Annotated in this window: 9 protein-coding genes; 8 read left to right on the top strand and 1 reads right to left on the bottom strand. The window is 69.4% G+C overall.

What is annotated here, in order from left to right:
* Nucleotides 1-121 precede the first annotated feature (121 nt).
* From GY170_RS03095 to pepT, 3 genes are all read left to right on the top strand, one after another.
* The gene (locus GY170_RS03095) at nt 122-424 is read left to right on the top strand and encodes a hypothetical protein (protein WP_163889861.1); all 303 of its coding nucleotides are present in this window, start codon (nt 122-124) and stop codon (nt 422-424) included.
* 736 nt (nt 425-1,160) lie between these two features.
* Nucleotides 1,161-2,123 carry a malate dehydrogenase gene (gene mdh / locus GY170_RS03090; protein ID WP_163889859.1) on the top strand — a complete coding sequence of 321 codons (963 nt, stop codon included), beginning with the start codon at nt 1,161-1,163 and terminating at the stop codon, nt 2,121-2,123.
* 121 nt (nt 2,124-2,244) lie between these two features.
* A complete protein-coding gene (pepT, locus tag GY170_RS03085; protein WP_163889857.1) occupies nt 2,245-3,480 on the top strand; it encodes a peptidase T in 1,236 nt (411 codons plus the stop codon).
* On the opposite strand, the gene GY170_RS03080 is transcribed toward pepT, so the two are convergent.
* Nucleotides 3,472-4,596: a capsular polysaccharide export protein, LipB/KpsS family gene (locus GY170_RS03080; RefSeq protein ID WP_163889856.1), complete on the bottom strand. Its 1,125-nt coding sequence runs from the start codon at nt 4,594-4,596 to the stop codon at nt 3,472-3,474. The genes pepT and GY170_RS03080 overlap by 9 nt on opposite strands.
* A gap of 289 nt (nt 4,597-4,885) precedes the next feature.
* Here GY170_RS03080 and sucC point away from each other — a divergent pair, with 289 nt between their 5' ends.
* The 5 genes from sucC (at nt 4,886) to GY170_RS03055 (ending at nt 11,941) form a co-directional block, all read left to right on the top strand.
* Nucleotides 4,886-6,079: an ADP-forming succinate--CoA ligase subunit beta gene (gene sucC, locus GY170_RS03075; protein WP_163889855.1), complete on the top strand. Its 1,194-nt coding sequence runs from the start codon at nt 4,886-4,888 to the stop codon at nt 6,077-6,079.
* A 97-nt stretch (nt 6,080-6,176) separates the two neighbouring features.
* The gene (locus tag GY170_RS03070; RefSeq protein WP_163889854.1) at nt 6,177-6,581 is read left to right on the top strand and encodes a hypothetical protein; all 405 of its coding nucleotides are present in this window, start codon (nt 6,177-6,179) and stop codon (nt 6,579-6,581) included.
* Nucleotides 6,578-7,855 (top strand): hypothetical protein, encoded by a 1,278-nt coding sequence (locus GY170_RS03065; RefSeq protein WP_163889853.1) that lies wholly within the window; start codon nt 6,578-6,580, stop codon nt 7,853-7,855. Before GY170_RS03070 ends, GY170_RS03065 begins: the two co-directional genes overlap by 4 nt.
* 92 nt (nt 7,856-7,947) lie before the next feature.
* Nucleotides 7,948-8,835: a succinate--CoA ligase subunit alpha gene (gene sucD, locus GY170_RS03060; RefSeq protein WP_163889852.1), complete on the top strand. Its 888-nt coding sequence runs from the start codon at nt 7,948-7,950 to the stop codon at nt 8,833-8,835.
* 151 nt (nt 8,836-8,986) lie between these two features.
* Complete coding sequence (locus GY170_RS03055) at nt 8,987-11,941, top strand: 2-oxoglutarate dehydrogenase E1 component (RefSeq protein ID WP_163889851.1); 2,955 nt, start codon at nt 8,987-8,989, stop codon at nt 11,939-11,941.
* The last annotated feature ends 1 nt before the right edge of the window (nt 11,942 follow it).

Genomic DNA, 11,942 nt, shown 5'->3' with positions numbered 1-11,942 from the left:
TGGGAAGACTGCGGCAGTCTTTTTGCGACAAGGCCGCACATGGCAGGGCCCGCGAGCTAAGCGGGGGGCGAAGCGGCCGGCCCGACCTGCGCCAGCCGGCGCCCGAACGAAAGGATGCCCCATGAGCCTACGCCTTTGCGCCGCCCTCGGGCTGGCCGCCCTGCCCCTCGCCGCACCGGCGCTCGCCGCGACCTGCGCCCCGCACGAGGATGTCGTCCTGCGCCTCGCCGAGCGCTACGGCGAGAGCCGCCAGTCCATCGCGCTCGCCCACGACAACGCGGTGGTGGAGGTCTTCGCCTCCGAGGAGACGGGGACGTGGACGATCACCATGACGCGCCCGGGCGGCCCGACCTGCCTCGTCGCCGCCGGCGTCGCCTACGAAGCACTGGCCGAGGCGCTGCCGGGAACCGATGCGCCGGCGTGAGGGCGGGGACGGCTGCTGTGGCGCGCGCGGAGCAGAGGACCGGCTCTGGACGGGCCCTCGTAGGGTGGGTTTCCAACCCACCTCCCCCTCTCCCCAGCGCGCAACGGTTGCAGGCGCAGGGCGAGCGCCGGCCCGTGGGGTGGCGCCTCAACGGCCCCGCTGGTGCGCTTTATGCCAGCCAAACCCCTCCCTGCCCTGAGCGAGGCGCCAAGCTCAGCCAGAGCGCCAGCCCGCCGGGACGGGCCGGCGCTCGCCCTGCGCCTTTGGCGCGGTCCGGGCGGGGGCACAGCTACGGGCCGGGCGCCACGACGCCAGGTTCGTAGCGATGTCCCCGTAGGGTGGGTTTCCAACCCACCTTCCCTCTCCCGACCGCGCACCGGTTGCAGGCGCAGGGCGAGCGCCGGCACGTGGGGTGGCGCTCCGATGGCTGAGCGGCGCGATTTATGGTGCCACTACCTCCCCGCCCTGAGCGAGGCACCAAGCCCAGCCAGAGCGCCAGCCCGCCGGGACGGGCAGGCGCTCGCCCTGCGCCTTTGGCGCGGTCCGGGCAGGGGCACAGCTACGAGCCGGGCGCCACGACGCCAGGCTCGTAGCGACGTCCACGAATGGTGGGTTTCCACCCTCGATCCACCCGTCCTCCCCTCTTCCGCTAACGCTACCACCCCGCGCCTCTCTTGCGCGGGGGGGAGCACGGCGCTACGCAACGCGGGACGCCTAACAACAAGGGACAGTCCCAATGGCCAGACCGAAGATCGCCCTCATCGGCGCCGGACAGATCGGCGGTACGCTCGCCCATCTGGCGGCGATCAAGGAGCTCGGCGACGTCGTGCTCTTCGACATCGCGGAGGGGATTCCGCAGGGCAAGGCGCTCGACCTCGCCGAAAGCGGCCCCGCCGAGGGGTTCGATGCGGCGCTCAAGGGCACCAATGACTATGCCGACATCGCCGGCGCCGACGTGTGCATCGTCACCGCCGGCGTGCCCCGCAAGCCCGGCATGAGCCGTGACGACCTGCTCGGCATCAACCTCAAGGTCATGAAGGCCGTGGGCGAGGGCATCAAGGCCAACGCGCCGGACGCCTTCGTCATCTGCATCACCAACCCGCTCGATGCGATGGTCTGGGCTCTGCGCGAGTTCTCGGGCCTGCCGCACGAGAAGGTCTGCGGCATGGCCGGCGTGCTCGACTCCGCCCGCTTCCGCCACTTCCTGTCCCTCGAGTTCGGCGTCTCCATGAAGGACGTCACCGCCTTCGTCCTCGGCGGCCACGGCGACACGATGGTCCCCTCCGTCCGCTACTCCACCGTCGGCGGCATCCCCCTGCCCGACCTCGTGGAGATGGGCTGGACGACGCAGGAGAAGCTCGACGCCATCGTCCAGCGCACCCGTGACGGCGGCGCCGAGATCGTGGGCCTGCTCAAGACCGGCTCCGCCTTCTACGCGCCCGCCACCTCCGCCATCGAGATGGCCGAGGCCTACCTGAAGGACCAGAAGCGCGTCCTGCCCTGTGCGGCTTACGTCGACGGCGCCTTCGGCCTGAAGGGCATGTATGTCGGCGTGCCGACCGTGATCGGCGCCGGCGGCATCGAGAAGGTCATCGAGATCAAGCTCTCCCGCGAGGAGCAGGCCGGCTTCGACAAGTCGGTCGACGCGGTGAAGGGCCTCGTCGATGCCTGCAAGGAGATCGATTCGACGCTGGCCTGATCGCCCTCTGTCGGACCACCCCGAAGCGCCCCGAGCCCCACGGCCGGGGCGCTTTTTCATGCGGTTGACACCCCCGGTGATCCGGCTTCCTCTCGGCCACCATCAGCCAGAGGAGCGCCCGATGCCGTCCTTCAACGCCGAACTCGAGGAGCGGCTCGTCCGCTACTGCGCCATCGACAGCCAGTCCGACGTCGACAGTGCCTCCGAACCCTCCACCGAGATCCAGCTCGACATGGCGCGCCTGCTCGTCGAGGAGCTGAAGGAGATCGGCGCCGAGGACATCGAGCTGACGGACTACGGCACCGTCCTCGCCACCATTCCCGGCACGGCGCCGGGGCCGACCATCGGCTTTCTCGCCCATGTCGACACCGCGCCGCAGTTCCGCGCCGAGGGCGTGAAGCCCCGCGTGATCCGAGGCTACAACGGCGGCGAGATCACCTATCCCGACGACGCCGACCTCGTGCTCAGCCCGGAAAGCTCGCCCTACCTCGCCGAGAAGGTGGGGGAGGATATCGTCACCGCCTCGGGGCTGACGCTGCTGGGGGCCGACGACAAGGCGGGCGTCGCCATCGTCATGGCCGCCGCGCGACACCTGATCGAGACGGGCGCGCCCCGCCCGCGCCTGCGCCTCGCCTTCACCCCGGATGAGGAGATCGGCCGCGGCGCGCACGAGAAGCTGCCGAAGGACCTAGGCGCCGATTTCGCCTATACCTTCGACGGCCAGCAGCCGCCGGTGATCCAGTACGAGACCTTCTCGGCCGATGCCGCCACGGTGCGGCTGCGCGGCGTCTCCATCCACCCCGGGCTGTCGAAGGACAAGCTGGTCAACGCGCTGACGCTCGGCGCGAAGCTCCTGATGACGCTACCCCAGCAGATGACGCCGGAGGGGACCGACGGCAAGCAGGGCTTCATCATGGCCGGCGACATCGAGGGCGATGCCGCCGAGGTGCGCATCCGCTTCATCCTGCGCGACTTCGAGCGCGACGGGCTGGAGCAGAAGGGCGAGATCCTCCGCAAGGCCTGCGCCGCGATCCAGGCGGGGGAGCCGAGGGCAGTCGTCACCTGCGAGATCACGCCGCAGTACCGCAACATGCGCTACTGGCTGGAGGAGGACATGACCCCGGTCGACCTCGCCGCCGACGCAGCGCGCGACATCGGGATCGAGCCGGAGTTCTCCGCCATCCGCGGCGGCACCGACGGCTCGCGCCTGACGGAGATGGGCGTGCCCTGCCCCAACCTCTTCACGGGGATGCAGAACATCCACGGCCCGCTCGAATGGATCTCGATCCAGGACATGGGCCGCGCGACGGAGCTGATGCTGGCCATCGCAGCCCGGGCGGCTGCGGCCTCAGACTGAGCGCGCAGCGTCGATCTGCGCCCTGACCTTCGCGAGGTCCTCCGGCCCCGGCGGCGTCTCCGCCGTGGGGCGGCGCGGGTAGTAGACGGCGTCGATGTAGCCGAGGAAGGCGGCGCGGGCCGCCGGCTCGAACGTCAGCCGCTCGGGGGCGGAGAAGAGGCCGCGCAGGGCGGCCTCGTCGGGGGCGGGGGTGGCGACGCCCTCCAGCGCCCAGAAGGTCTCCCCGCAGGCAGCGACGGGCTTGTCGAACCACATCGCCTCCAGCCCGACGGAGCTGTTGACCGTCACCACGCCCCGGCTCGCCGCGACCTGCGCGAAGGTGTCGGTCGCATTGTCCAGCACCACAGGCGCCTTGTGGAAGCGGCGGAGAATCTCCGCCACGCCGGCGGGGCCGGAGGGATGCTCCTTCAGCCGCAGGTGCCAGCCGGGCGGCAGGGACGTGGCGGCGCGGGCAAGCGTCGAGACGAAGGCCTCGACGGTGCGAAAGGCGCCGCCGTAGATGCGCAGCTGGCTGTCGCCGGGCACCTGCAGGGGCACGAAGAGGAAGGGCTCCGTCATCGGCCGAGCCGCCTCGCCGGCGGCGGGGGGCGCCGCCGGGGCGCGCTGGCGGATGGCGGCGCCGACGGCGCGCCACGCCTCCGGCTCGCGGCCGCTGTCGGAGAGCCAGCGGCGGTAGAAGGCGATGTCGCGGGGCAGCGAGTTGCCGGCGTTGATGCCGCGGTGATCGAGCGTGAGGCGCCCCGGCAGCGGCGCCAGCTCCGCCTGCAGCACGCGGGCGCCGGCATCGCGGGCGCCGTCGCAGAAGGCGCGGCGGGTGCCGTTGGTGCCGTTCCAGCAGACGGCGACGGCCTCCGGATCGCGGGCGAAGAGGGCGCGGGCGCCGTTGTACTGCCAGCGCAGGAGCTGCCGCTTCGCGGCGCGACCGGCGCCCTTCGGCTGGCGGATCGCGGCGGCCAGCGCCGCCTCCACCCGCGCCTCCGTCTCGGGCCAGGCGCGGGGGGACATCGGCGCGGGGGCGAGCCAGCGGCAGGAGCCGAGCGGTTCGAGCAGGGCCGCGAGCCAGGCCCGCTTCTCCTTGCGCGGGTCGAGGATGACAAAGCGATAGGCGCCTGCCATGCTCCCTCCTGCTCGCAGCGACTAGGGCAGCCTAGCCGCCGCCCTGCCCCGCCACAAGCGCCCCGGCCCCGCGACAGGCCGGCGAGTCGCGGCCGAACCGCCTGCCACGCTTCACCTTTCGTGAACTTGTGATCACACGCCGGAAACGTGTGATCACATATGTCGGGTTTTGCGCAAACAGCCGCACTTTGCGGTTCTTTTGGCAGGGCCGTTGTGCTTTGAGGGGCACCAACCGCCTGCCGGGGTCGCCGGCGGGTGCCGGCATTCGCGCGCAGGAGGGACCAGCCCCATGAACATTCACGAATACCAGGCCAAGGCGCTCCTGCGCTCCTATGGCGCCCCCGTCTCGGAAGGGCGCGCCGTCACGCGCGCCGAAGAGGCGAAGACGGCCGCGGGCGAGCTCGACGGGCCGCTCTGGGTCGTCAAGGCGCAGATCCACGCCGGCGGCCGCGGCAAGGGCTCCTTCAAGGAGGCCGATGCCGGCGAGAAGGGCGGCGTCCGCCTCGCCAAGTCGGTCGAGGAAGCCGCCGAGGAGGCCAAGCGCATGCTGGGCCGCACTCTCGTCACCAAGCAGACCGGCCCGGCCGGCAAGCAGGTGAACCGCATCTACATCGAGGACGGCTCGGGCATCGAGAGCGAGCTCTACCTCGCCCTGCTCGTCGATCGCGGCACCTCCCGCATCTCCTTCGTCGCCTCCACCGAGGGCGGGATGGACATCGAGGAGGTCGCGGAATCGACGCCCGAGAAGATCCTCTCCTTCTCCGTCGACCCGGCCACGGGCTACCAGCCCTTCCACGGCCGCCGCATCGCCTATGCGCTCGGGCTCACCGGCCCGCAGGTCAAGCAATGCGTGCAGCTGATGGGCCAGCTCTACCGTCTCTTCCGCGAGAAGGACATGGAGATGCTGGAGATCAACCCGCTGATCGTCACGGACAAGGGCGAGCTGAAGTGCCTCGACGCCAAGATGGGCTTCGACGGCAACGCGCTCTACCGCCACGCCGACATCCTCGCCCTCCGCGACGAGACGGAGGAGGACCCCAAGGAGCTGGCTGCGTCGAAGTTCGACCTGAACTACATCGCGCTCGACGGTGAGATAGGCTGCATGGTCAACGGCGCCGGCCTCGCCATGGCGACGATGGACATCATCAAGCTCTACGGCGCCGAGCCCGCGAACTTCCTCGATGTCGGCGGCGGCGCCACGAAGGAGAAGGTGACGGAAGCCTTCAAGATCATCACCTCCGACAAGAACGTGAAGGGCATCCTCGTCAACATCTTCGGCGGCATCATGCGCTGCGACGTCATCGCCGAAGGCGTGATCGCCGCGGTGAAGGAAGTGGGCCTCGAAGTGCCGCTCGTCGTCCGCCTCGAGGGCACCAACGTCGAGAAGGGCAAGGAGATCATCGCCAACTCCGGCCTCAACGTCATCGCCGCCGACGACCTGAAGGACGGTGCGGAGAAGATTGTCAAGGCCGTGAAGGGCTAAAGGACCTGCAATGCGACGCGAAGGGCAGACCGGGCCGCAGGGGCGCCGGGAGGGCAGACGCCTCCCCGGCGGGCAGACGAGCCTTGCGGTCGCGCTTATGGCCGCGCTCGCCGCCTCCCCCGCCCTCGCGGCGGGAGAGGATGCGCGGGCGGCGCTGGCGCCGGCCGGAGCGGTGGAGACGGTGGGTCTCTTCAACACCATCTGCGTCGAGACGCAGCCTGACTTCCGCGTCGCCGAGGTACTGCTCTCCGACGGGCCCTTCGTCTACCAGCCGGCGGATGGCATCTGGTATCACCAGAGCCTCGATCTGACCGTGAAACTGGTCGACGTGCGCGGCCGTCCCGGCTGTTCGCTCGTCATGGGCACGGCGGAGCACCCGCGCTCCGCCCTCGCGCTCTTGGCCGCCACGGCGGCGGGCGGTGAGGTCTATGCCGAGCTGATCGACGAGGAGACGAACGGCCGCAGTTACCTGCGCGCGCTGGTCATCGGGGGCGGACAATGAGGGCCATCGTCCATATCGGGATGCCGAAGACCGGCACGACCTCCATCCAGGCGTGGATGATGGAGAATGCCGAGGCGCTGAAAGGCGCCGGCATCACCTACGGCCGTGTGCCGATGGAGGATCTGCCCCTCCGCTACAGCCAGATCGAATACGCCCTCGCCGCCTTCTCCGGCATCGGCAAGCCGATCCCCGACGATGTCATCCAGCGCGTCTACGACGTGCCGGACGTCGAGGCCCAGGCCGCCTTCGTGGAGCGCTTCAGCACCGCGTTGGGCACATGGCTGGCTGAGGAGCGGCCCGAGACGGTCGTCATTTCCAGCGAGCACATCGGCGGCATGCGCTCCAGCCCGGAGCTGGCCGGGGCGATGGATGCCTTCCTCAAGCGGCACTTCGACGAGGTGAGCTACATCATCTACATCCGCCGGCAGGAGGATTTTGTGGTCTCCCGCTACTCCCAGCGGCTGCGCTTCGGCATGACGGCGACACTGTCCGAATCCATCGAGGAGCAGCCGGTGCGCAATTACTGGCGCATCGTGCGGGACTGGATGGAGGCCGTCGGCAAGGAGCGCCTGAACGTGCGCCTGCTGGAACCCGACGCGATGGTCGGCGGCGATCTCGTCACCGATTTCGCCGCCCAGATCGGGGTGGACCCGGCGCCCTACATCGTGCCCAAGCGGATGAACGAGAGCTTCTGCCCCGCCGCGGCGGAGTTCCTGCGCGCCCACAATGCCGCGCGCGCCGCCAGGGGCGAGGAGCGGATCAGCCAGCGCACGTTCGAGCTCGTCGACTTCCTCGGTGCATGGTCGGCCGGCAAGCGGCGGCTTCAGCTCAACCAGGAGGACTGGAAGCGCGTCCGCCAGGTGAACGCCCATGGCAACGCCATGCTCTGCCAGGAGTTCTTCCCCGAGCGGGAGATGCTCTTCCCCCGCCGACGCGTTCCCCCGAGGGAGGGCACGCCCGCCACGGTCGAGGAGATGACGGAGCTCGCCGTCGCGCTGGCCGAGGCCTTCAGCGACGGGCCGCTCAAGCCGAGCTCCAAGACGCTGCTGCGCAAGCCCGAGCCGCCGCCGGAGCCGGCAGAACCCGAGCCCCAGCCCGAAGCGGCGCCGGAGCCCGCCCCGATGGAGCCGCCCATGGTTGCCGCGCCGCCGGAAGAGCAGCCAGCACCGGAGCCGGAGCCGGAGCCGGCCCCGGAGCCGCGGCGCCGCCCGTCCCTGCCCCGGCGGATCATCCGCCGGCTGAAATCCCTGCGCAGGCCTGCCCATGCGTCCTGACCACCACCTCTTGTTCCGGGCACCTCCCCGCCCGGCCCGCCCCGCGCCACACGGCGCGCAACAGACACATCGCCCAACGGAGATCCTCCCCCATGGCCGTACTGATTGACGAAAACACCAAGGTGATCTGCCAGGGCTTCACCGGCAGCCAGGGCACGTTCCACTCGGAGCAGGCCATCGCCTATGGCACGAAGATGGTCGGCGGCGTGACGCCCGGCAAAGGCGGGCAGGATCATCTGGGCCTGCCGGTCTTCAACTCCGTCCACGAGGCGGTCGCCAAGACGGGCGCCAATGCCTCCGTCATCTACGTGCCGCCGCCGTTTGCCGCCGACTCGATCCTCGAGGCGGTGGATGCCGAGATCCCGCTGGTCGTCTGCATCACGGAAGGCATCCCGGTGCTCGACATGATGGCCGTCAAGCGGGCGCTGGAAGGCAGCAAGACCCGGCTCATCGGGCCGAACTGCCCGGGCGTGATCACCCCCGACGCCTGCAAGATCGGCATCATGCCCGGCCACATCCACAAGCGCGGCTCCGTCGGCGTCGTCTCCCGCTCCGGCACGCTGACCTACGAGGCGGTCAAGCAGACCTCCGACAGCGGCCTCGGCCAGTCCACCGCCGTCGGCATCGGCGGTGACCCGATCAAGGGGACGGAGCATATCGACGTGCTCGACATGTTCCTCAACGATCCGGAGACGCAGTCGATCATCATGATCGGCGAGATCGGCGGCTCCGCCGAGGAAGAGGCCGCCGAGTTCCTCGCCGAGCAGAAGAAGAAGGGCCGCTGGAAGCCCACCGCCGGCTTCATCGCCGGGCGCACCGCCCCTCCGGGCCGGCGCATGGGCCATGCCGGCGCCATCGTCTCCGGCGGCAAGGGCGATGCCGAAAGCAAGATCGAAGCGATGAAATCCGCGGGCATCGTCGTCGCCGACAGCCCCGCCCAGCTCGGCGAAGCCGTGCTGAAGGCCATCGAGCTCGGCTGATGGCGGCGGGGCGGCATATCACCGCGGCCGGGGCGCTGGCGCCTCGCCCGGACGTGACCGCCGCCCCTCCGGAGACGTCGCATAAAGAGCTATATCCTACCCCTGACCGGGCCGCCCAGCCCGCCCCCTGCGAACCCGAAAGGTCCTTCAGATGACCGACCAGAGCCCCAACGACGTCTTCCATGCCTCCTCCTTCCTGCAGGGGGCGAACGCCGATTACGTGGAGCATCTCCACGCCCGCTACGCGGAAAACCCCAACGCGGTGGACGAAAGCTGGCGGGCCTTCTTCAAGAGCCTCGGCGACACGGGGCCGGAAGCGCGGGCCGCCGCGGCGGGCCCGAGCTGGCTGCGCGCCGACTGGCCGGTCAGCGCCGGGGGCGAGCTGACGGCGGCGCTCGACGGCCAGTGGCCGGCGGAGGCCGAGGCGGCGGGCAAGAAGATCAAGGAGAAGGCGACGGAGAAGGGCATCACGCTCGACGAGGCGCAGGTGCGGGCCGCGGTGCTCGACAGCCTCCGCGCGCTCATGCTCATCCGCGCCTACCGGATCCGCGGCCACCTCGTCGCCGATCTCGACCCGCTGGGGATGCGCGGCGACAACACGCATCACGAGCTCGATCCCAAGAGCTACGGCTTCACCGATGCCGACATGGACAGGCCGATCTTCATCGACAACGTCCTCGGCCTCGAAGTCGCGACGATGAACGAGATCCTCGCCCTCGTCCGCCGCACCTACTGCGGCACCTTCGCGCTGCAATACATGCACATCTCGAACCCCGAGGAAGCCGGCTGGCTGAAGGAGCGGATCGAGGGCCTCGGCAAGGAGATCGCCTTCACCCAGGAGGGGCGCAAGGCGATCCTCAACAAGCTGGTGGAGGCCGAGGGCTTCGAGAAGTTCCTGCACGTGAAGTACACGGGCACCAAGCGCTTCGGCCTCGACGGCGGCGAGAGCCTGATCCCCGCGATGGAGCAGATCATCAAGCGGGGCGGCAACCTCGGCGTGAAGGAGATCGTCTTCGGCATGCCGCACCGCGGCCGCCTCTCGGTGCTCGCCAACGTCATGCAGAAGCCCTACCGGGCCATCTTCAACGAGTTCCAGGGCGGCTCCTTCAAGCCGGAGGACGTCGACGGCTCCGGCGACGTGAAGTACCACCTCGGCGCCAGCGCCGACCGGGAGTTCGACGGCAACAAGGTGCACCTGTCGCTCACGGCGAACCCCAGCCACCTCGAGGCGGTGAACCCCGTGGTGCTCGGCAAGGCGCGTGCCAAGCAGGACCAGCTGAACGACGCCGACCGCACGCAGGTGCTCACCGTGCTGCTGCACGGCGACGCGGCCTTCGCCGGCCAGGGCGTGGTGGCGGAGTGCTTCGGCCTCTCCGGCCTCAAGGGCCACCGCACGGGTGGGACGATCCATATCGTCGTGAACAACCAGATCGGCTTCACCACGGCGCCGCATTTCAGCCGGTCGAGCCCCTACCCGACCGACATCGCGCTGATGGTCGAGGCGCCGATCTTCCACGTCAATGGCGATGACCCGGAGGCCGTGGTGCATGCCGCCAAGGTGGCCACCGAGTTCCGGCAGAAGTTCCACAAGGACGTCGTCATCGACATCTTCTGCTACCGCAGGTTCGGTCACAACGAGGGCGATGAGCCCATGTTCACCAACCCGGCGATGTACCAGCGCATCAAGACGCACAAGACGACGCTGACGCTCTACACCGACCGGCTGGTGAAAGACGGGCTGATCCCCGAGGGCGAGATCGAGGACATGAAGGCCTCCTTCCAGTCCAAGCTCTCGGACGAGTTCGAGGCCGGCAAGACCTACAAGCCCAACAAGGCCGACTGGCTGGACGGCCGCTGGTCGCACCTCGATCGCGAGAACGAGGAGCAGTACCAGCGCGGCACCACCGCCATCTCGGAAGAGACGATGGCCGATCTCGGCCGCGCCCTGACGCGGGCGCCCGAAGACTGGCAGCTGCACCGCACCGTCTCTCGCCTGCTCGACGCCAAGGGCAAGATGTTCGAGAGCGGCGAGAACTTCGACTGGGCGACGGCCGAGGCGATGGCCTTCGGTTCCCTCCTGCTGGAGGGGTACCCGGTGCGCCTGTCGGGGCAGGATTCCATCCGCGGCACGTTCAGCCAGCGCCACTCCGCCTTCATCGACCAGAAGACGGAAGAGCGGTACTTCCCGCTCAACAACATCCGCGAGGGGCAGGGCCGCTACGAGGCCATCGACTCCATGCTGTCGGAATACGCGGTGCTCGGCTTCGAGTACGGCTATTCCCTCGCCGAGCCCAACGCGCTGACGCTCTGGGAAGCGCAGTTCGGCGACTTCGCCAACGGCGCGCAGATCATGTTCGACCAGTTCGTCTCCTCGGGCGAGTCGAAGTGGCTGCGGATGTCGGGCCTCGTCTGCCTGCTTCCCCACGGCTACGAGGGCCAGGGGCCGGAGCACTCCTCCGCCCGGCTCGAGCGCTTCCTCACCATGTGCGGCGGCGACAACTGGATCGTGGCCAACTGCACCACGCCGGCCAACTACTTCCACATCCTGCGCCGGCAGCTGCACCGCACGTTCCGCAAGCCGCTGATCCTGATGACGCCCAAGTCGCTCCTTCGCCACAAGATGGCGATCTCGGATGCGGCCGACTTCACCACCGGCTCCTCCTTCCACCGCGTCCTCTGGGACGATGCGGAGAAAGGCCATTCGGAGACGAAGCTGGTGGCGGACGAGAAGATCCGCCGCGTCGTCATGTGCTCCGGCAAGGTCTATTACGACCTGCTCGAGGCGCGCGACGAGGCCGGGATCGACGACGTCTACCTGCTGCGCTTCGAGCAGTTCTACCCCTTCCCCGCCATCTCGGCCGTGAAGGAGCTGGAGCGCTTCAAGGGCGCGGAGATGATCTGGTGCCAGGAGGAGCCCAAGAACCAGGGCGCCTGGAGCTTCATCGAACCCAATATCGAATGGGTGCTGAGCCGCATCGGCGCCGAGCATGGCCGCCCGCGCTATGTCGGCCGCGCCGCCGCCGCCTCGCCGGCGACGGGCCTCGCCTCTCAGCACAAGGCACAACAACAGGCGCTCGTGAACGACGCGCTCGGATTGGAAGGATAAC

The sequence above is a fragment of the Pseudoroseicyclus tamaricis genome (assembly GCF_012070395.1).
Lineage (GTDB): Bacteria > Pseudomonadota > Alphaproteobacteria > Rhodobacterales > Rhodobacteraceae > Pseudoroseicyclus_A > Pseudoroseicyclus_A tamaricis.
Note: the sequence above shows the minus strand (reverse complement) of the source record. Positions and strands in the feature narration are given on the sequence as shown.

Bases quoted from the DNA above. Each gene is read 5' to 3' on its own strand.
- GY170_RS03095 (WP_163889861.1), top strand. From the start codon at position 122: ATGAGCCTACGCCTTTGCGCCGCCCTCGGGCTGGCCGCCCTGCCCCTC.
- mdh (WP_163889859.1), top strand. From the start codon at position 1,161: ATGGCCAGACCGAAGATCGCCCTCATCGGCGCCGGACAGATCGGCGGT.
- pepT (WP_163889857.1), top strand. From the start codon at position 2,245: ATGCCGTCCTTCAACGCCGAACTCGAGGAGCGGCTCGTCCGCTACTGC.
- GY170_RS03080 (WP_163889856.1), bottom strand. From the start codon at position 4,596: ATGGCAGGCGCCTATCGCTTTGTCATCCTCGACCCGCGCAAGGAGAAG.
- sucC (WP_163889855.1), top strand. From the start codon at position 4,886: ATGAACATTCACGAATACCAGGCCAAGGCGCTCCTGCGCTCCTATGGC.
- GY170_RS03070 (WP_163889854.1), top strand. From the start codon at position 6,177: ATGGCCGCGCTCGCCGCCTCCCCCGCCCTCGCGGCGGGAGAGGATGCG.
- GY170_RS03065 (WP_163889853.1), top strand. From the start codon at position 6,578: ATGAGGGCCATCGTCCATATCGGGATGCCGAAGACCGGCACGACCTCC.
- sucD (WP_163889852.1), top strand. From the start codon at position 7,948: ATGGCCGTACTGATTGACGAAAACACCAAGGTGATCTGCCAGGGCTTC.
- GY170_RS03055 (WP_163889851.1), top strand. From the start codon at position 8,987: ATGACCGACCAGAGCCCCAACGACGTCTTCCATGCCTCCTCCTTCCTG.